This window comes from Massilia sp. PWRC2 (assembly GCF_049896725.1).
In the GTDB taxonomy this organism is placed as follows: Bacteria; Pseudomonadota; Gammaproteobacteria; order Burkholderiales; family Burkholderiaceae_D; genus JAFCUW01.
On sequence record NZ_JAFCUW010000007.1, the window covers coordinates 20,573 to 40,261 of the forward strand.

Genomic DNA, 19,689 nt, shown 5'->3' on the forward strand with positions numbered 1-19,689 from the left:
CAAGGGGGCCGCAGGAGGCCAATACAAAAACGCGGCGAACAAGTCGCCGCGTCGGGGAGTTAGTCGCCGGACCGGTAGTTCGGCGCTTCCTTGGTGATTTGCACGTCGTGGACGTGCGATTCCTTCATGCCGGCCGAGGTGATTTCGACAAATTCCGCCTTCTCGCGCAATTCGTCGATCGAGGCACAGCCGCAATAACCCATCGATTGGCGCACGCCGCCGACCAGCTGATAAATGATCGCCAGCACGCTACCCTTGTACGCAACGCGCCCTTCGATGCCTTCGGGAACGAACTTGTCGGCCTTGATGGACGCATCCTGGAAATAACGGTCGGCCGAGCCGTCCGCCATCGCGCCCAGGCTGCCCATGCCGCGGTACGATTTGTAACTGCGGCCCTGGTACAGGATCACTTCGCCCGGCGCTTCTTCGGTGCCGGCGAACATCGAGCCCATCATGACGGTCGAGGCGCCCGCTGCAAGTGCTTTCGAAATGTCACCCGAAAAACGGATGCCGCCATCGGCAATGCACGGCACCCCGGTGCCCTTCAAGGCGTCAGAGACATTCGAGATAGCAGTGATCTGCGGCACGCCGACACCGGCGACGATGCGGGTGGTGCAGATCGAGCCGGGGCCGATGCCGACCTTGACCGCATCGGCGCCATATTCCACCAGCGCCAGCGCAGCAGCGGCGGTGGCGATATTGCCGCCAATGACGTCGACCTGCGGGTACTTGGCCTTGATCCAGCGCACACGGTCGAGAATGCCCTGCGAGTGGCCGTGGGCGGTGTCGACCACCAGCACGTCGACACCGGCAGCGACCAGCAGGTCGATGCGCTCTTCATCGCGGGCGGAGACGCCAACGGCGGCGCCTACCAGCAGTTTGCCCTGCGCATCCTTGGAGGCGAACGGGTGCTCGTGCGACTTTTGGATATCCTTGACGGTGATCAGGCCACGCAATTCAAAATTGTCATCGACCACCAGCACGCGCTCGAGGCGGTGCTTGTTCATCAGGCGCTTGGCTTCGGCCGGATCGGCGTCTTCCTTGACGTAGACCAGCTTGTCGCGCGGGGTCATCTTGGCGCGTGCCTCAGCGTCGAGCTCTTCTTCAAAACGCAGGTCGCGGTTGGTAATGATGCCGACCACGGTCTTGCCTTCAACGACGGGGAAACCGCTGATGCCGTACTGCTCGGTGAGGGCGATGACGTCGCGGATTTTCATGTCCGGCGGAATGGTGATGGGATCGCGCAGCACCCCTGCTTCGAAACGCTTGACCTTGGCAACTTCACGTGCCTGGTCCTTCGGGCTGAGGTTCTTGTGGATGATGCCGATGCCCCCCTCCTGCGCCATGGCGATGGCCAGGCGGCCTTCGGTGACGGTATCCATGGCGGCCGACAGCAGCGGGATATTCAAAGTGATGTTGCGCGTCAGCTTGGTCTTCAGAGAAGTGTCAGCAGGCAAAACGTTGGAATAGGCGGGGACGAGCAGCACATCATCGAACGTGAGTGCTTTCTGAAGAAGACGCATAGTAATTTTCCTATAGGCGCAAAAGCAGATTATACAGAAAGAACGCGGTCGCCGTCCGACCTTCGCCATTTTGCCCATTTGGCATCGCTTTGGCGCAGCGGCCACAGTTTAGGGCGCAAACTCGGCCCTGAGGGCGCTGCCTGTTGACAGCGGCGATAAAGCATGGCGTAGTGACGCAGGGCAATAATCTGAAAGTTCACCATGACTCACACTTCATCTCTTGTTTTACGGTTTCGACGGCACGCCCTGCATCTGGCCGCTGGCAGCGCCCTGCTCTGCTGCGCCGGCCTGGCGCAGGCCCAGTACATGTGGGTCGACGCCAAGGGCGTCAAGCAGTTTTCCGACCAGCCGCCGCCGCCCTCGGTACCCGTGTCGCACATCCTGAAAGCGCCAAAAGGGCAAGCGAGTGTGCAAAACACGGCCGATGACGCCGCCGCCGCCGCCGCCGCCGCTGCCTCAGCGGCGCTGACGCCGGCAGCTGTCCCCAAAGGGCCGGCGACGGTGGCCGAGCGCGAAGCCGACTATGTCAAACGGCGCAAGGAGAAAGCGGAACAGGAGAAGAAGGAGCAAGAAGAAAAAAGCAATCGCATGGCGCAGGCTGACAATTGCGAACGGACCCGGGCCGCCAGGAGCGTGCTCGACGCCGGCACCCGCATCAGCGTAACCGACAAGAACGGCGAGCGCGCCGTCATGGACGACAACCAGCGGGCGGCCGAAATGCAGCGCCTGGAAAAGATCCTGGCCGGTTGCAAGGCCTCGTAGCAGAGGCAGGGCCGCTCAGGCAGCGCCGCCCTGGCGGCCGCTGGCACGGCGGCGCCGGCTTTCTTTCGGGTCGGCCAGCAGCGGCCGGTACAGTTCGACCCGGTCGCCGTCGCGCAGCACCGTGTCGAGCGATTTTTTCTTGCCGAAGATGCCGACCTGGTGCACGGTGGCGTCGAACGGCGCCGCCCCCGGATCGCGGCTGTCGGCAAATTCACCCAGCGCACCGGCCTGTGCCAGCTGCGCGATCTGCGCCAGGATGCCTGAGGCAGCAATGGCAGCGCCCACGGTGGCGCCGGCCGCCATACTCAGCTCGCACACCACTTCCTGCTTTGCCGTAGCGTAGCACACCAGCACATTGACGGTGCCGGTGTCGCCAGTGGCCACTGTTGGCATGTTCACATCAGCTCCCGTACACCGTTTCGGCACGCTTGCAAAAGGAATCGACCATGCTGTTGGCGATCATGCTGAAGACAGGGCCGATCAATTGTTCCAGGATCACACTGGAAAACTCGTAGCGCAGGTCGAACTCGACCTTGCAGGCATCTTCGCGCAGGGCCTTGAAGGTCCACAGGCCATCCATCACCTTGAACGGCCCGTCGACCAGTTTCATCGCCATTTGCGCAGGCCGGGTGTTGGTGTTGGCCGTGGTAAACGATTGTTTGACACCGTGGAAATTGATGCCCACCGAGGCCACCAGCTTGGTGTCGCTCTGCTCGAGCACCGTGACGGCGCCGCACCAGGGCAGAAATTTGGGATAGTCAGCCACATTGGCCACCAGGTCGAACATCTGTTCCGCGCTGTAACCGAGAAAAACTGTCTTGTGCACTACTGCCATGTGTCTGCCATTTGCTATGATGTGAAAGTTGTTGCCACCCCAAGGGACGACGTCGTAGTTTAACCGACCCGCGCATTTTAGCTAATTCATGAGCATTGTTGATAATAGAAAAGCTTTCCACGACTACTTCATCGAAGACCGCTACGAAGCGGGCATCGTGCTTGAAGGCTGGGAAGTCAAAGCCATCCGCGATTCGCGCGTGCAAATCAAGGAAGCCTACGTGGTCGTGCGTGGCAATGAACTGTTCCTGTTCGGCGCGCACATCAGCGCGCTGGCAACCGCCTCGGCATTCACCCATCCGGACGCCGTGCGCACCCGCAAGCTGCTGCTGCACCGTGCCGAGGTCGACAAGCTGATCGGCAAAGTCGAGCGTTCCGGCTTTACCCTGGTACCCATCAACCTGCACTTCAAGGGCGGCCGCGTGAAATGCGAGATCGGCCTGGCCAAGGGCAAGAAGCAGCATGACAAGCGCGCCACCGAGAAAGAACGCGATGGCAAGCGCGAAGTGGCTGCAGCCATGAAAACGCATAGCCGCTAAGCTGCTGTTGACGCGGGACGCCGCGGCCGGCTGCTGGTAACAACATCGACCAACCACTTGCCCCCAATAAGTTCACGTTAACTTATTGGGGGCTTTTTCTTGTGCAGCGCTGATGCTTGCAGGCCGCAGGAAGCCGACGGCGAGGCGTCGCGAGCGCGGCCAGGCCAGGCCAACGCGCCGCCGCATGGCGGGCCAAGCAAGCACAGGATAAGACATTGATGTTGGCCAGCACGCGCTTACCTGAGCGATCGGCAAACACTGACCCAAGGCGGACGGACGGCGCCTATCCAGGCTCGTCATGTTCAGCACGAGCGCGCCCACGCCCAGGCGCGACTGCTGGAAATTAAAGAAATTGCAATGAGTGAACAAGCAGGTAGCCTCCTTCCGCGCGGCCCAAACATTGTCGAGTTCCTTTACAAACAGCAAGAATAATTCCCACGATAACACCATAAACACCTGATTTATTTGAATTTTAAAAAAGTGGCATGAATCGTGCTTTACAAGTATTACTGTTACTTAATTGCACATTCTCGCACACCGCATCACCATCCATTACGAGGGCTAGACATGAAATTGCCGAAGAAGTTATTTGCCGCCACTGCATTGTTGCTCTCTTGCAGCTTTGCTAATGCAACGCTGCTTGACCTTGGTAACCGCACCACCGACACGATCACCGGTTACACCTGGTACGATCTGACGGCGACGACCAGCATTTCGTACAACCAGATGCTGGGCAATTTCAGCAACGTCAACAGCCAGTTTTATGGCTACCGTTACGCCAAAAAATCCGACATCGAGACATTGTTCGTCGATGCCGGCTCCAGCCAGCGCGTGTTTGATCTGTTCGGGCAGACCGGCGTCAACTGCTGTGCCCGCGGTGATGGTTTGTTCAACGACGAGACCAGCAACCCGTCGGTTGGCCAGGCGTTCGTGATTCCGACAATCTCAAGCACATCGGCGGTTTTCCTGTCCGATTGGCGTTCGGCCAATGATATTGACTGGCCCGGTTTTTCGGAAAACAAGATCGGCAGCTGGATTATCAAAGCGGCCGCTGTGAGCGTACCAGAGCCGTCCGCGCTCTACCTGCTGGCCATCGGTATGGTTGGCCTCGGCTTTTTCCGCCGACGCGCGTAAGCCGGTCAGGGCGCACCGGCCAGCAAGGCGCGATCAGCGCAGTGCTGCGTTGGCCCGCGTTCCCGGCCCCCAGTCCGCCAGCACTTATCCGGGCGCGGCAAACCGCCGCAACGAACTTGCCCGCCAGCACACAAACGCCAGCAGTACGCCGCCCAGCATGCCTGCCGCCAGCTTCAGGGCGCTGCCGAACAACAGCGGTGCGACCAGGCCGGACACAAGCGCAAACGACATCATCTGTATAAACGACAGCATCGACGACGACAACCCGCGGTGGTCGGGAAACAGCTCGAACGCACTCATCTGGATGGCCGGCATGGCGGCGGCCAGGCCAAAGGTGAACACCATCAGCGGCAGCACCGCCCACGGAATGTCAGCCACCCACAGCAGGTTGTAGAACACGCCCCCGCCGGCGCCGATCAACATGATGGCAAAGCCGATCCACTTCATGCGCACGGGCGCGATGGTGGCAGCGACCTTGCCGCCCCAGGCCGAACCGAGCACCATGCCGCTGATCAGGGGAATGAACATCCAGCCGAAGGCCGTTTCCGGCAAGTGCAAGATCTCCATGACGAAATTGGCGGCCGAGCCGATGTACAGCGACAGGCCACCGAACGCCATGCCGACCGTCAGCGCCAGCAGCACGAAGCGGGGATTGCTCAGCACCTTCAGGTAATTGGCAGCGATCAGGCGCGGATGAAAGCGGGCACGCTGGTGACGGGGCAAGGACTCCGGCAGCGCCCGCCAAACTAGCAGCCACATCAGTGATCCAAAGATCGCCAGGAAATAAAAGGTGGCGCGCCAGCCAAAATGGACGTGCAGCCAGCCGCCAAAAATGGGCGCAATGGCGGGCGCCAGGCCAAATACCATCATGATGTGCGACATGATTTTCTGTGCCTGGGCGCCGGAAAAACGGTCTTGTACCATGGCGGCACCGACCACCGAGCCGGCGCCGGCAGCCAGGCCCTGCAGCGCGCGCGCTGCCAGCAGCCAGCCGAAACTCGGTGCCAGCGCCGCGCCCAGCGACGCCACCGTATAAAACCCCAGCGCCACCATGATGACGGGGCGGCGGCCAAAGGAGTCGGACAGGGTGCCGTAGAACAGCATCATGAAGGCGAAGCAAAACAGGAAGATGCTCAGCGTTTGTTGCACCGCCACGGGACCGACGGCAAATTCGCGGCCGATTGCGGGAATCGACGGTAAATAAGTGTCGATGGCCAGTGCCCCCACCATGCCCAGAAACGCCAAAATCACGGTCATCACACGCTGCATCTGTTACCTGTTCTACAAGGCGCGCCACCCATGCGGCGCCGCGGCGGATTTTACCCGATCGCGCCGCCGCCAGCAGCAGGCCTTCACCATTGGCCGCTTACTGCGCCAGAGAAGCACCGAAGCGCGCGATGCGTGGATGCCAGTTGCCCAGCATATCGGCCGACACCAGGATGCGCTCGGCGCGGCCGATCAGCAGTGAACGCGGCACCAGCCCGATGTAGCGCGAGTCGGCAGAATTGTCGCGATTGTCGCCCAACATCATGAACTGGTCCGGGCCGACCGTCACCGGGGCGAAGTCGCGCCGCGCTGCCACCTGCGGCAGCAGCTCGATGCGGTGGCTGCGGCCGTCGATGGTTTCAAGCTGTTGCTGCGCCGTCACGGTAGCGCCGCCCAGCAAGCTGGTGCTGCCCACGCCCAGAGGCCGATACAGCGCCGGACGACCGTTGATGGTCAGCTGATCATCGCGCATTGCCACCACGTCGCCCGGCAGCGCCACCAGCCGCTTGATCAGGTGGGTACCATCGACCGGCGAATAAAAGGTGACGACATCGCCGCGCTGCGGCTCGCCCAGGCGGGCCAGCACCAGCTGCGTCAGGGGCAGCTTGAGGTCGAAAGCGAGGCGGTTGACGAACACCACATCGCCTTCGAGCAAGGTCGGTCGCATCGACCCGGAAGGAATCGGGTTCCAGTCAGCCACCGCGGTGCGGAACACCCCGAACAGCAGCAGGAAAGCGAGCAAACCCTTGTTAGAACGCAGCCAGTTTTTCATCGATCACCCCTTATATAATTGTCGTATTGACGTTATACGGAGCGATCCTGAGGCGGCACTTAAAGCATCATTTTTGCGCTTTGACGATCTGCATGGCGCTGGCGATCATGCCGCTCATTTCGCCCAGGTTCGATGGAATGATGATCGAATTATTGGTCTTGGCCAGGTTGGCAAATGCATCGACATATTTTTCCGCCACCCGCAGGTCGACCGCATCGCGTCCGCCCGGCGCGTGGATGGCCTCGCCAACTTCGCGCAGCGCCGTCGCGCTCGCCTGTGCCAGTGCCACGATGGCGGCGGCCTGCCCTTCGGCGCGGTTGATCGAGGCTTGTTTTTCGCCTTCCGAACGGGCAATATTGGCCGCCCGTTCGCCATCGGCAATATTGATCTGCTCTTGCTTGCGCCCTTCCGAGGCGGCAATCAAGGCGCGCTTTTCGCGCTCGGCGGTGATCTGCGCCTGCATCGCGTGCAGGATTTCCTTCGGCGGCGTCAAGTCCTTGATTTCGTAACGCAGCACCTTGACGCCCCAGTTGGCAGCCGACTCATCGATGGCATTGACGATGGTGGTGTTGATGTGGTCGCGCTCTTCAAACGTCTTGTCGAGCTCCATCTTGCCGATTACCGAGCGCAGCGTGGTCTGCGCCAGCTGGGTAATGGCGGCAATATAATTCGACGAGCCGTACGAGGCGCGCATGGGATCGGTGATTTGAAAATACAGGATGCCATCGACCTGCAGCTGCGTGTTGTCGCGCGTGATGCAGACCTGCGGCGGCACATCGAGGGGGATTTCCTTGAGGATGTGTTTATAGGCGATGCGGTCGATGAAGGGCACCACGATGTTCAGCCCCGGCGCCAGCGTCGCATGGTACTTGCCGAGCCGCTCGACCACCCAGGCATGCTGTTGCGGCACCACGTTGATGGTTTTGAACACGAACACCAGCGCAATGATAAAAATAACGAATGCGACGGTACTGAAAGAAAATTCCATGGTCTGCCTTCCGGATCGGTGTTGTTGGAAAATGGTTCAGGCGGCGCTGACAATGAGCCGGCTGCCCTGCACTTCGACTATCTTGAAAACCCCCGGCTGCGCATGGGCGCCCGGGCCCAGTTCGACGTCCCACAGGGCGCCACGGTATTTCACCCGCGCGTGACCTTCGTGCCAGCGGTCGACTTCGACGCGCTGGCCGATATCGATATTCACGTTCGGATCGCGCGCAGTGTTGCCGCGGCGGCTATGGCCGAAACGACTGCGATGCAGCACGACCGTGCCGACCACCCCCAGCGCGGCGGCGACGATCAGTTGCACCGCGCCGCCAAAGCCGGCCAGCGCCGCCAGCGCGCCGGCGCACAGGCCGCCCGCGATCATCAACAAATAGAAGGTGCCGCTAAACAGTTCCAGCACCACCAGCACACCCGCTGCCACCAGCCAGCCCGTCGCGTCACTCATTGCAGCCCCCCGTCACATAGTTCTCCCAACAAAAAACCCCCGTCACCCGGTCAGGGCGGCGAGGGTTCAACAAGCATAAAGTGAATTTTTTGATGGCGATTCTGACAAACATTCCAATGCGAGTAGTCTAGACCATTTCTGGCTGGAGTCAATCGTTTGTCGGCGGCTCAACGTTGGGGCAGGCAGCGCAGGTGCCAGTCCCCCTGCTGCAAACGTTTACTTCGCTTCAGCTGCCTTGACCGCCGCCAGCTTGGTCCACGTATCGATCACCGAATCGGGATTGAGCGACATCGACTCGATGCCCTCGGCCATCAACCACGCCGCAAAATCGGGGTGATCGGACGGCCCCTGGCCGCAGATACCAACATACTTGCCGGCCTTGCGGCAGGCCTGGATGGCGCGCGAGAGCATCGCCTTGACGGCCGGATCGCGCTCGTCAAAGTCGGCCGCCAGCAGCGCAATACCGGAATCGCGGTCCAGGCCCAGGGTCAGCTGGGTCAGGTCGTTCGAACCGATCGAAAAGCCATCGAAGTACTCGAGGAACTCGTCGGCCAGAATGGCGTTCGACGGCACTTCGCACATCATGACGATGCGCAGGCCATCCTTGCCGCGCTCGAGGCCGTTGGCCTTGAGCAGGTCGATGACTTTTTTGGCCTGGCCCAGGGTGCGCACGAACGGCACCATGATCTCGACGTTGGTCAGACCCATCTCGTTACGCACGCGCTTCATGGCGGCGCATTCCATCTCGAAGGCCCCGGCAAAGTCGGCCGCCAGGTAGCGCGCCGCGCCGCGGAAACCGAGCATCGGGTTTTCTTCGTCCGGCTCGTAACGCGAACCGCCAATGAGTTTTTTGTACTCGTTCGACTTGAAATCGGACAGGCGCACGATGACTGGCTTGGGCCAGAATGCGGCGCCAATGGTGGCGATGCCTTCGGCCAGCTTGTCGACGTAGAAGGCACGTGGCGAAGCGTGGCCGCGGGCCACCGATTCGACCGCCTTCTTCAGATCGGCATCGATGTTCGGATACTCGAGGATCGCCTTCGGATGCACGCCGATATTGTTGTTGATGATGAATTCGAGGCGGGCCAGGCCGACACCCTTGTTGGGAATCGACTGGAAGTCGAAGGCCAGTTGCGGATTGCCGATGTTCATGGTGATCTTCACCGGAATTTCCGGCAGCTCGCCACGCGCCACCTCCGACACTTCCGTCTCGATCAAGCCATCGTAGATGCGGCCTTCGTCGCCTTCGGCGCAGGAGACGGTGACGATGGTGCCGTCTTTCAAAAGTTCGGTGGCGTCGCCGCAACCGACCACGGCCGGCACGCCCAGCTCACGGGCGATGATCGCCGCGTGGCAGGTACGGCCACCGCGGTTGGTGACGATGGCGGAAGCACGCTTCATCACCGGTTCCCAGTTGGGATCGGTCATGTCGGCCACCAGCACGTCGCCCGGCTGCACGCGGTCCATTTCCGACGGATCGGAAATGACGCGCACGGGACCGGCGCCAATTTTCTGGCCAATCGCCCGGCCCGAGGTCAGCACCACGCCGCTGCCCTTGAGCTTGAAACGCAGCTGGGCGTCGGTCGATTTTTGCTGCGACTTGACCGTCTCCGGACGCGCTTGCAGGATGTACAGCTTGCCGTCGCGGCCGTCCTTGCCCCACTCGATGTCCATCGGCCGCTGGTAGTGGTCTTCGATGATGACGGCATACTTTGCCAGCTCGACCACTTCTTCATCGGTCAGCGAATAGCGGTTGCGCATTTCGATGGGGACGTCGACGGTTTTGACGGACTTGCCCGCTTTTGCTTCGGCGGTAAATTCCATCTTGATCAGCTTGGAGCCGATATTGCGGCGGATCACCGGCTTGAAGCCCTGCTTGAGCATCGGCTTGTGGACATAAAATTCGTCCGGATTGACGGCGCCCTGCACCACCGTTTCGCCCAGGCCATAGCTCGAGGTGATGAACACCACATCCTTGAAGCCCGATTCGGTATCGATGGTAAACATCACGCCAGCGGCGCCCAGGTCCGAGCGCACCATGCGCTGCACGCCAGCCGACAGCGCCACTTCAGCGTGGGTAAAGCCCTTGTGGACGCGATACGAAATGGCGCGGTCGTTGTACAGCGAGGCGAACACGTGCTTCATCGCTTCGAGCACATTGTCGATGCCGACCACGTTGAGGAAACTTTCCTGCTGACCGGCGAACGAGGCGTCCGGCAAATCTTCGGCGGTGGCCGACGAGCGCACGGCAAACGACATCTCGGTGCTCGAATCGGCCACCAGGCGGTCATAGAAGGTTTCGATTTCCGCTTGCAGGCGCGGCTGGAATGGTGTCTCGACGATCCACTTGCGGATTTCGGCACCGGCGGCGGCGAGCGAACGCACGTCGTCGATATTCAAGCCTTCAAGGCGGGTGGCGATCCGGTCGCCGAGCGAGGCGCCGCCGTCGATGGCATGGTCGAGAAAGTCACGGAACGCTTGCGCCGTGGTGGCAAAGCCGCCTGGCACGCGCACACCGGCGCCGGCCAGCTGGCTGATCATTTCACCGAGCGACGCATTCTTGCCGCCTACCGATTCGACATCGGTCATGCGCAGATTGTCGAATGCGGCGACATAGACTGCCTGGTCATTCATTGCTGAGTTGGTCATGGTAAAACACCCTTACTTGAGATAGAAATCTTTACGCCTGCGCGATAAGGGGCTGGTTTTGTTGTTATTCTTGCCCGCGTACCGCACAATTGAAACCGTTGCCGAGCATTCTACAGCGTCCGCCAGCAATTTACAGTCCACAATGGCGGAACAATAACAGCAAGCAACCCTTATCTCTTCACTCTGCAGACCCCTCCATGACCAATGAAACGCGCCCCGCCATGCCGCCCTCGCCGAACACGGTGTTTTTTGTGTCGGACGGCACCGGCATCACCGCCGAAACCTTTGGCCACGCGGTGCTGAGCCAGTTCGAGATGCGTTTCCGCCAGGTGCGCATGCCCTTTATCGACACCATCGACAAGGCGCACGATGCCGTGCGCAAGATTAACGAGACCTTCGCTGCCGACCAGCAAAAGCCGATCATCTTCTCGACCCTGGTCAAGCCTGAGCTGTCGAAGGTAATCCGCAATGCACACGGCATGCACATGGACTTGATCAGCACCTTTGTGGCGCCGCTCGAGCAGGAACTGGGGGTGATGTCGACCCACACGATTGGCCGCTCGCACAATGTGGTCGACAGTGAAGCGTACAAAAACCGCATCGAGGCCATCAATTTCTCGCTGGCGCATGACGATGGCCAGTCGCACAAAAATCTGGCCTCGGCCGACGTCATCCTGGTGGGTGTCTCGCGCTCTGGCAAGACGCCCACCAGCCTCTACCTGGCGATGCAATATGGCATCAAGGCGGCCAATTACCCCTTGATTCCCGACGATTTCGAGCGTGGCAAGTTGCCCTCGAACTTGCCGCCATTCCGCCACAAGCTTTTCGGCCTGTCGATCACCCCCGAGCGGCTGTCGGAGATCCGCCACGAGCGCCGCGCCGGCAGTAAATACGCCTCGCTGGAAAACTGCCGCTACGAAGTGAACGAAGCCGAAGCGATGATGAAACGCGAAGGCATCCGCTGGCTCTCGTCCACCACCAAATCGATCGAGGAAATCGCCACCACGATCCTGCAAGAAATCAAGCCGGATCGGCGGGAATATTAGACATTCAAACAAAAGTGAACCCCTACTTTTGTTTGAACTAGTCAGACAAGCCAAGGGAAAACCGGCTAACAGGCCAAGGATGAATGGAAAAAATCCATGGCGGAGCCATGGATTTTTTAAGGGGATGCAAACCCGATTCGGATTTGCTGTCGCCTCGGCGGCATTGGGCTGTTGCTTGAAAACGTTACAAGGCGACGGCGTCTTGCGCCGAGGCGACAGCGATCTGAATCGGGTTTACGTCCCCCTCTAAAAATCATCTGGCTGCGCCAGTGATTTTTTCCATTCATCCCTGGCCTGTAAGCCGGTTTTTCCCTTGGCTTTTCTAACTAGTCCAAACAAAAGTAGGTTTTCACTTTTGTTTGACGGTTTAAAAGTATTCCCGCCAGTCCGACAGCCATTCCGGGAAGGCTGACGCTTCCATGGGACTGGCGATGTAGTAACCCTGGGCACAGGTGCAACCGAGGCTCTGCAAAAATTCCCAGTCCTGGCGCGTCTCCACGCCCACCGCCACCGACTTGCGATCGAGGCTGCGCGCCAGGCCCAGGCAGGATGACAGCACCGTGCCCAGCGCCCGCTTCTTCGAGGCGCCATCGACAAAACTGCGGTCGATCTTCAGTTCACTAAATGGAATCCGCGCCAGCAGTTGCAGGTTCGAGCGGCCGGTGCCGTAGTCGTCGATCGCCAGGCCAAAGCCAGCCATCCGCATGCGCAGCAAGCGCTCGACAAAGGCAGCCTCGATCGACAGCACCGAGGCCTCGGAAATTTCGAACGTGATGTAGTCGGGCAGCAAGCGGTAGCGCTCAAGGCAGGCGCCCGCCTGCGTCAGAAAATCGGCTTGGGCAAGCGTGTCCGGGGCGACATTGATCGACATGCTGATCGGCATGCCCATGTCGTGGAAGGCGCGGCAGCGTTCGATCGACTGTTCGATCATGCTCCAGTCGAGCACATCCATGCGCTGCCGCTGTTCGAGCGCTGCCATGAAGGCTTGCGGTCCCAGCAGGCCATGCTGGGGGTGGCGCCAGCGGGCAAAGGTTTCCAGTCCCGTCACATGGCCCGTTGCCAGCTCGATCTTCGGCTGAAAAAACGGCTCGAACTGGCCCTGATGCACGCCGTCAGCCACCTCGGCAAAGCCAAAACTGGCAACGCCATCGGCGGCCAGCGCGCACACCGCCGGCGCCTGCGTGTAATTGCCCAGCAACTCTTGCAGGCGCTCGCTGGAGACGGGCGCACTCAGGGTACCCAGCAAATCCACACCGTAGGCCTGGGCCATGGTCTCAACGGCAAACAGCAAATTGGCCGCCACCCGCCCCACCACGATCAGACGCACCGGGCACGCCATCGCGGCCAGACGACGAATCAGCTCGAGGCCATCGATGCCCGGCAGCGCCAGATCGATGAGGGCGACCTGCACCGCCGGGCCATCACTGCCCTGACAGTAGCGCAGCGCCGCATGGCCCTCGGCGACCTCGATGACAGCATGCGCCCCCATCTGGACGAGCATGTCGGCCAGCAGGCGTCGCTGGCCGGGCTCCGCCTCGGCCACCAGAAATTGCAAATGTGTGATATCCATGTTAATCCTTTGACTGCAGCCGTAGCTTCTGTCCGCGAGATTAACTTACAGCAACTTGGGCGTCCATGATTGCGTCTGCCGCAGTTGTTCGAAGAAACAAACTGCCGCGCACGCCGCCACATTGAGCGATTCGATCTGGCCCAGATGCGGCACCACCACCTGCTGCCCCGCCAGCGCCAGCAAATCGTCGGCCACGCCCTGCCCTTCGTGACCGAACAGCCAGGCCAGCGGGCGGCGCAAGTCGGCGTCGTACAGGCGCGTGGTGGCATAACCGCTGGTGGCGATCACCTCGACGGCCGAGGCGCTGATCAAGGCGGCCAGATCGACGTTCTCGAAAATTTCCAGCACAAAGTGGGCGCCCATGGCCGCGCGCAACACCTTGGGCGACCAGCAAAAGGCGGTGCCGGCGCTGCAATAGACGGCGGTGATGCCAGCCGCGGCGGCGCTGCGCAGGATCGAGCCGACATTGCCCGGGTCTTGCAGGTTGTCGAGCAGGACGGCGTTGACGGCCAGCGGCGCATCGATGGCGCGCACCGGCGTGTCGATGACGAACATCAGGCCGACGCCATGCTCGACCTGGGTCACGCCCTGGTACAGCGCATCCGGCAGCGCCGTCACGGGCGCCTTGCGCTCTTCGCAGCGCTGCACCAGCTCGGCCACCTCGGGGTTGAGCAGTGCCGCTTCACTGACCACGCACTGCTGCGGCACGCCGCGCAGTTCCAGGTAGGCCTGGCACAGGTGCACGCCGTCGAGCAGGGTGCGGCCGGCCTTGCGGCGCGCCTGCGAACTGGTGGCGAGCGCCTTGAGCTCCTTGTACAGGGGGTTGTCACGCGAAGTGATGGTTTTCATGCGGCGCTCTCTGGCGCGGCACTGGCACGGCCAGAGGCCAGCAGCTGGCGCACCGGGGCGAACGAGCGCCGGTGCACCGGACAGGCGCCGTGCTCACGCAGGCGCTCCAGGTGCAGGCGGGTGCCATAACCCTTGTGCTGGTCGAAGCCATAGGCGGAATACAACGCGTGCAACTCCACCAGGGCGGCGTCGCGCGCCGTCTTGGCCAGGATCGAGGCGGCGGAAATGGCGTGCACCTTGTCGTCACCTTCGACGATGGCGTGACAGCGCACCGACGTCACCGGACTGCGGTTGCCATCGATAAGGGCAATCGTCGGCAGCACCGACAGGGCTTCGATGGCGCGCCGCATTGCCAGCATGGTGGCCTGCAAAATATTGAGGGTATCGATTTCTTCGTGCGAGCATGCGGCGATCGCCCATGCCAGCGCCTGCTGCTTGATCTGCGGCGCCAGCAGATCGCGCCGCGCCGCAGTGAGCTTTTTCGAGTCGCGCAGACCGTCGATGGGACGGCGCGGATCGAGAATGACGGCAGCGGCAAACACCGGGCCGGCCAGCGGTCCGCGCCCCGCTTCGTCGACGCCGCAGACGATATCGACCAGCGTAAAGGGGTAGTCGGCCGCGTTCAAGCCCGGGTAAAAATTGAATCGTTCGCCACTCATGTTCGCCTGCTTTCAATAATACGGTACACCGCCGCCGCGCTCTCTACGGTGCTGTTGCGCAGCAGGCTGTGATGGATGGCGGTAAAGCGCTCGACCAGGCGATCGCGGTTGGCGCCATCGTTCAACTGGCGCCACAGGGCCTCGGCCAGGGCCGCCGGGGTGGCGGCGTGCTGCAGCAGTTCGGGCACCAAGAATTCGCGCGCCAGGATGTTCGGCAAACCGATCCACGGCTGGTAGCCCATGTGACGCATCAACAGCCAGGATGCCTGCATCACCTTGTAGGCGATCACCATCGGCTTTTTATACAGCGCCACTTCGAGCGTCGCCGTTCCGGACGCCACCAGCACGGCATCAGCGGCGCAAATGGCGCTGTGCGAATCGTCGACCACGCTGATCGCCAGTTCGGTAACAGCAGTGCCGGCCAGCTCGGCAAAATAGGCGCGCTGGCGCGCCCCCGCCATCGGCACCACAAAACGCAGCGACGGATCGCGCGCCGCCAGCAGGCGCGCCGCTGCCAGAAACGGCTGTACCAGGAACTTCAGTTCAGCCATGCGGCTGCCCGGCATGATGGTGACCACCCGCGCATCTGCGGCAATCCCCAGCGCCAGCCGCGCTGCCGCCTGGTCCGGCTGCAGGGGAATCATTTCGGCCAGCGGATGGCCTATATACGTGGCCGGCACCTGCGCCTGGCGATAAATCGCTTCTTCGAACGGGAAGATGCACAGCATGTGCGAGACGGCGCGGCGGATCTGCTTGATGCGCCCGCCCCGCCAGGCCCAGATCTGCGGACTGATGAAGTGCACGGTGGGAATGCCACCGGCCTTCAGTTTTTCTTCCAGGCCTAAATTAAAACCGGGGTAGTCGGCGCCGACAAACACCGCTGGCGGCTCGGCGAGCAGCTGCGCCGCCAGGCGTGTCTGGATGCCCTTGATTTCGCGGTAACGGGGAATCACTTCAAAGATGCCGCGCACTGTCAGCACGTCCATCGGCAGCTGTGACGCAAAACCCTGCGCTATCATGTGGGCGCCGCCAATGCCAGTAAAGCGCGCCTGCGGCAGCTGCGGGCGCAGGCCCGCAATCAAGCGCGCCGCCAGCATGTCGCCGGACACTTCGCCGGCGACCATGGCGATGCGCACCTCAGCGGACGATGCCACGGCTGGCCACTCCAAGGAAGTCGCGCATGGCGCGCACTTGGGCGGCGCCCTCCGCATCGGCATCGGCTTCGAGCAGTTCCAGCTTGGCTTCTTCGAGCGTCAGGTTGCTGCGGTAGATGGTTTTGTAAGCGGCGCGGATGGCATCGATCTGCGCGCGACTAAAACCGCGCCGGCGGATGCCTTCGATATTGACCCCGCGCGCCGACGCCGGATTGCCGTTGACCAGCACGAACGGCGGCACATCCTGGGTCAGGCTGGTGTACATGCCGACAAACGCATGGGCGCCGATCTTGCAGAACTGGTGGACCCCGGCAAAGCCGGACAGGATGGCCCAGTCGCCCACCTCGACGTGGCCGGCTAACTGGGCGTTATTCGAAAAAATGGTGTTGCTGCCCACCTGGCAGTCGTGCGCCAGGTGGACGTAGGCGCTCATCCAGTTGTCGTCGCCCAGCCGGGTGACACCCTTGTCCTGCGCCGTGCCGGTATTGAAGGTGCAGAATTCGCGCACGGTGTTGCGGTGGCCGATTTCCAGGCGGGTCGGCTCGCCCGCCCATTTCTTGTCCTGCGGCTGGGCGCCGATCGACGAGAACTGGAAAAAGCGGTTGTCTTCGCCAATCGTGGTGTGGCCATCGATGACCACGTGCGGACCGATCACGGTGCGTGCGCCGATGACGACGTTGGCGCCGATGATCGAATACGGGCCTACTTCGACGCTGGGGTCGAGCCGGGCGGCCGCATCGATGATGGCGGTAGGATGGATCAGGTTCATACGCTCTCTGGCTCCCGCGTGGCTTAGGTCGCCGCCTTGCTGGCGTCGTCGGTGGAACGGATGGTGCACATCAGTTCAGCTTCGAGCGCAACGGCGCCATCGACCGTGCCGACCGCCTTGTACTTCCAGATGCCGCGCGAGACGCGCACGATCTCGACATCCATCTTGAGCTGGTCGCCAGGACCGACCGGGCGCTTGAAGCGGGCATGATCGATGCCGACGAAATACACCACCGAGTTTTCATCGGGCGAGACGCCCATGCTGAGGAAGGACAGCAGCGCGGCCGTCTGCGCCAGCGCTTCGATCATCAACACGCCCGGCATCACTGGCTTGTGCGGGAAGTGACCATTGAAAAATTCTTCATTGATGGTGACGTTCTTGATGGCCGTGATCGATTTGTTCGCTTCCCAGGTCAACACCCGGTCGACCAGCAGCATCGGGTAGCGGTGCGGCAGCAGCGCCTTGATCTGGCAAATGTCGAGAGTCTTGTTTTCAGTAGTGGTCATGTGGGAGCCGTCAGGGTTTTAATGGTTTTTTCAAGAGCGCGAATTTTATCGCGCATGGCGTCCAGATTGCGGACGATGGCCGCGGTTTTTTCCCACTCGGCGTTTTTCGCCAGGGGATAAAAGCCGGTGTACTGGCCTGGTTCGAGGATCGAGCGCGAAACCATGCTGCCCGACGAGATGTGTACGCGGTCAGCGATGGTCAGGTGACCGAGTACCATCGCGGCGCCGCCAAAGGTGCAGTATTTGCCGATGTTGGCGCTGCCGGCGACGCCGACGCAGCCTGCCATGGCAGTGTGGGCGCCGATGCGGCAGTTGTGGCCGATCTGGATCTGGTTATCGAGCTTGACGCCGTCTTCGATGATGGTGTCGGCCAGCGCGCCGCGATCAATCGTGGTGTTGGCGCCGATGTCGACGTCGTCGCCGATCAGCACGCGGCCGGTCTGCGGAATCTTGATGTAGACCCCGCCCTCGTTGGCGAAACCAAAACCGTCGCCGCCGATGACAGCGCCCGAGTGGATGATGCCGCGCTGGCCGATCTGACAGCGCGCATGAAAGGTGACGTTGGCAAACAGGCGGGTGCCAGCGCCAATCACGGCGTCGCGGCCGATCACGCAACCGGGGTCAATGACCACGCCTGCGCCGATGACGGCGCCCGCTTCGACCGTCACGTGGGCGCCGATATGCGCGCTGGCGTCGATGCGGGCGTCAGCCGCCACCACCGCGCTGGCATGCACGCCGGGCGCCGCCACGATGGCGCCGAGGGCCGCAAAGTATTGCGCCGCGCGGGCGAAATACACGTAGGGATTGGGCGTGATGATGCGCGCGCCCTGGTAGCTGGCGGCGACGACGGCGTCGTCGGCTGGCGCCACGATCAGGGCGGCCGCGCCACTGGCCGCGGCCTGCGCGCGAAATTTGCTGTTACTTAAAAAACTGATGTCGCTCGCGCCGGCGTCAGCCAGTGGGGCGATGCCTGTCACTTCCAGATTGGCATCTCCCACCAGTTGGCCACCGAAGCGTTCGACCAGTACGCCAAGTCGCGTGCCCATGGTTGTCCGTTGTGTGTGCAGGCTATTGATCAATCAGCCTGATGAGTTTGTCGGTAATGTCGATGCCGGGGCGCGCCCACAGCACGCCACGAAACAGCACGACGTCGAGCTTGTCCTGACGGGCGATCTGGGCAATCGCCGCGCGCGCGCGCTCGGCGACGCGGTCGCGCTCGACGTTGGTTCGGTGCAGCAGCTCGTCGCGGTAAGCGAGTTCCTTGCGTTCGGCTTCCTGCTCGAAGTCGCGCACTTCGCGCCGCCGCCGGGTGCGTTCAGGCTCGTCGAGGGTGGCTTCGTCTTCGAGGTATTGCTCGGTGAGCTGGCGCGAGCGGGCGAACAGCGCCTGGTTAAAACGCTGCCGCTCGGCAAATTGCGCCTCGATCTGGTCGTGCGCTTCACGCGCCGCCCGCGTTTCGGCAAACAGCCGGTCGATGGCGACATAGCCCACCGTGGGGACCCGCGCCGGCAGCGGCGCCGGCATCACCGCCTGCGCGCGGACGCTGGCAGCGATCGCCATCAGAGCCAGCGGTAACAGCAGCGGCCTGGCGCGGGCCGACAGGCGAAGACGCGGACGGCCCACTTATTTGTCGAGCAGCTTGATGACTTTGTCGGTAATGTCGATGCGCGGGCTCGACCAGGCCGACTCTTGCAGCACGATGTCGAGGTGCTCCTGCTCGGCGATCTGTTCGATCAGCTTGTACGCTTTCTGGGCGATATTCGCGCGCTCTTCACTTTTGCGCTGCATCAAGTCTTCGTTGAATTCGCGCTGGGTGCGCTGGACATCTTTTTCCAGGTCAGCCACTTCGCGATAGCGCCGCGTGCGTTCCGGTTCGACCAGGGTGGCGGCATCGGCGTCGAGCTTCTCGGACACGGTTTTCAGGCGCGCCAGCAGGTCCTTGTTGGACTTCAGGCGGCGCGAAAACTCGGCCTCGATCTTGACGTCGGCCGCCTTGGCCAGCTTCGAGTCCGTCATCAGGCGCTCGGTAAACACAAAACCGATGCGGCTGGCGCCGCCCGCCGCCGGCGTGCTCTGGGCCTGGGCCAGCGACGCGCTGCACAGGGCCGCCACGGCAAGCCATGCTGACAGCGAGGGTGTCATATTTTTCAACATAATTCTCCGCAATAAATTCTGGCGCGCAGTCGCCATCACCGTCCCTGGTCCGGACA

At 61.8% G+C, this 19,689-nt stretch carries 21 protein-coding genes; 4 read left to right on the forward strand and 17 right to left on the reverse strand.

All coding sequences use genetic code 11. The features are described 5' to 3' along the window. Positions 1–59: 59 nt before the first annotated feature. The gene (gene guaB, locus ACP7BZ_RS14455) at positions 60–1,523 is read right to left on the reverse strand and encodes an IMP dehydrogenase (protein ID WP_426114295.1); all 1,464 of its coding nucleotides are present in this window, start codon (positions 1,521–1,523) and stop codon (positions 60–62) included. Positions 1,524–1,724: 201 nt separating this feature from the next. Here guaB and ACP7BZ_RS14460 point away from each other — a divergent pair, with 201 nt between their 5' ends. Next, on the forward strand, positions 1,725–2,285 hold the full coding sequence (locus ACP7BZ_RS14460; RefSeq protein WP_426114298.1) for a DUF4124 domain-containing protein: 561 nt from the start codon (positions 1,725–1,727) through the stop codon (positions 2,283–2,285). 15 nt (positions 2,286–2,300) lie between these two features. On the opposite strand, the gene ACP7BZ_RS14465 is transcribed toward ACP7BZ_RS14460, so the two are convergent. Next, positions 2,301–2,678: an RnfH family protein gene (locus ACP7BZ_RS14465; RefSeq protein ID WP_426114749.1), complete on the reverse strand. Its 378-nt coding sequence runs from the start codon at positions 2,676–2,678 to the stop codon at positions 2,301–2,303. 7 nt (positions 2,679–2,685) lie between these two features. Further along, a complete protein-coding gene (locus ACP7BZ_RS14470; RefSeq protein ID WP_426114300.1) occupies positions 2,686–3,120 on the reverse strand; it encodes a type II toxin-antitoxin system RatA family toxin in 435 nt (144 codons plus the stop codon). 88 nt (positions 3,121–3,208) lie between these two features. On the opposite strand from ACP7BZ_RS14470, the gene smpB reads away from it, so the two are divergent. Further along, a complete protein-coding gene (gene smpB / locus ACP7BZ_RS14475) occupies positions 3,209–3,658 on the forward strand; it encodes an SsrA-binding protein SmpB (protein ID WP_426114302.1) in 450 nt (149 codons plus the stop codon). Between the two features lie 567 nt (positions 3,659–4,225). After that, positions 4,226–4,792 (forward strand): PEP-CTERM sorting domain-containing protein, encoded by a 567-nt coding sequence (locus ACP7BZ_RS14480; protein WP_426114304.1) that lies wholly within the window; start codon positions 4,226–4,228, stop codon positions 4,790–4,792. 84 nt (positions 4,793–4,876) lie between these two features. Here the strand turns inward: ACP7BZ_RS14480 and ACP7BZ_RS14485 are convergent, their stop codons facing one another. The 5 genes from ACP7BZ_RS14485 to ppsA all read right to left on the reverse strand — a co-directional run bounded on the left by ACP7BZ_RS14485 (position 4,877) and on the right by ppsA (position 10,926). Beyond that, complete coding sequence (locus tag ACP7BZ_RS14485; protein ID WP_426114306.1) at positions 4,877–6,049, reverse strand: multidrug effflux MFS transporter; 1,173 nt, start codon at positions 6,047–6,049, stop codon at positions 4,877–4,879. Positions 6,050–6,158: 109 nt separating this feature from the next. Then, positions 6,159–6,830 (reverse strand): signal peptidase I, encoded by a 672-nt coding sequence (gene lepB, locus ACP7BZ_RS14490; RefSeq protein WP_426114308.1) that lies wholly within the window; start codon positions 6,828–6,830, stop codon positions 6,159–6,161. 67 nt (positions 6,831–6,897) lie between these two features. Next, a complete protein-coding gene (locus tag ACP7BZ_RS14495; protein ID WP_426114310.1) occupies positions 6,898–7,818 on the reverse strand; it encodes an SPFH domain-containing protein in 921 nt (306 codons plus the stop codon). A 36-nt stretch (positions 7,819–7,854) separates the two neighbouring features. After that, the gene (locus tag ACP7BZ_RS14500) at positions 7,855–8,277 is read right to left on the reverse strand and encodes an NfeD family protein (RefSeq protein WP_426114312.1); all 423 of its coding nucleotides are present in this window, start codon (positions 8,275–8,277) and stop codon (positions 7,855–7,857) included. 216 nt (positions 8,278–8,493) lie between these two features. Continuing rightward, a complete protein-coding gene (gene ppsA, locus ACP7BZ_RS14505; RefSeq protein WP_426114314.1) occupies positions 8,494–10,926 on the reverse strand; it encodes a phosphoenolpyruvate synthase in 2,433 nt (810 codons plus the stop codon). A 197-nt stretch (positions 10,927–11,123) separates the two neighbouring features. Between ppsA and ppsR the strand changes: the two genes are divergently transcribed. Then, complete coding sequence (gene ppsR, locus ACP7BZ_RS14510) at positions 11,124–11,972, forward strand: posphoenolpyruvate synthetase regulatory kinase/phosphorylase PpsR (protein ID WP_426114316.1); 849 nt, start codon at positions 11,124–11,126, stop codon at positions 11,970–11,972. Positions 11,973–12,339: 367 nt separating this feature from the next. Here ppsR and ACP7BZ_RS14515 read toward each other — a convergent pair whose 3' ends face one another. From ACP7BZ_RS14515 to ACP7BZ_RS14555, 9 genes are read right to left on the reverse strand one after another with little or no spacing between them, the layout of a single operon-like run. Next, positions 12,340–13,542, reverse strand: a complete 1,203-nt coding sequence (locus ACP7BZ_RS14515) for an EAL domain-containing response regulator (RefSeq protein WP_426114318.1) — start codon at positions 13,540–13,542, stop codon at positions 12,340–12,342. A 45-nt stretch (positions 13,543–13,587) separates the two neighbouring features. Then, the gene (locus ACP7BZ_RS14520) at positions 13,588–14,391 is read right to left on the reverse strand and encodes a TrmH family RNA methyltransferase (RefSeq protein WP_426114320.1); all 804 of its coding nucleotides are present in this window, start codon (positions 14,389–14,391) and stop codon (positions 13,588–13,590) included. Beyond that, positions 14,388–15,050 (reverse strand): ribonuclease HII, encoded by a 663-nt coding sequence (gene rnhB, locus ACP7BZ_RS14525; RefSeq protein WP_426114322.1) that lies wholly within the window; start codon positions 15,048–15,050, stop codon positions 14,388–14,390. The genes ACP7BZ_RS14520 and rnhB overlap by 4 nt, the downstream gene beginning before the upstream one ends. Then, entirely contained in the window at positions 15,047–16,204 is a 1,158-nt protein-coding gene (gene lpxB / locus ACP7BZ_RS14530; protein WP_426114324.1) for a lipid-A-disaccharide synthase, read from the reverse strand. The genes rnhB and lpxB overlap by 4 nt, the downstream gene beginning before the upstream one ends. Further along, on the reverse strand, positions 16,188–16,973 hold the full coding sequence (gene lpxA, locus ACP7BZ_RS14535; RefSeq protein WP_426114326.1) for an acyl-ACP--UDP-N-acetylglucosamine O-acyltransferase: 786 nt from the start codon (positions 16,971–16,973) through the stop codon (positions 16,188–16,190). The genes lpxB and lpxA overlap by 17 nt, the downstream gene beginning before the upstream one ends. A gap of 23 nt (positions 16,974–16,996) precedes the next feature. Continuing rightward, the gene (fabZ, locus tag ACP7BZ_RS14540; protein WP_426114328.1) at positions 16,997–17,479 is read right to left on the reverse strand and encodes a 3-hydroxyacyl-ACP dehydratase FabZ; all 483 of its coding nucleotides are present in this window, start codon (positions 17,477–17,479) and stop codon (positions 16,997–16,999) included. Then, complete coding sequence (lpxD, locus tag ACP7BZ_RS14545; RefSeq protein ID WP_426114330.1) at positions 17,476–18,525, reverse strand: UDP-3-O-(3-hydroxymyristoyl)glucosamine N-acyltransferase; 1,050 nt, start codon at positions 18,523–18,525, stop codon at positions 17,476–17,478. Before lpxD ends, fabZ begins: the two co-directional genes overlap by 4 nt. A 22-nt stretch (positions 18,526–18,547) precedes the next feature. Beyond that, positions 18,548–19,102: an OmpH family outer membrane protein gene (locus ACP7BZ_RS14550; RefSeq protein WP_426114332.1), complete on the reverse strand. Its 555-nt coding sequence runs from the start codon at positions 19,100–19,102 to the stop codon at positions 18,548–18,550. Beyond that, complete coding sequence (locus ACP7BZ_RS14555) at positions 19,103–19,633, reverse strand: OmpH family outer membrane protein (protein ID WP_426114334.1); 531 nt, start codon at positions 19,631–19,633, stop codon at positions 19,103–19,105. It lies immediately after the preceding gene. Positions 19,634–19,689: the final 56 nt, after the last annotated feature.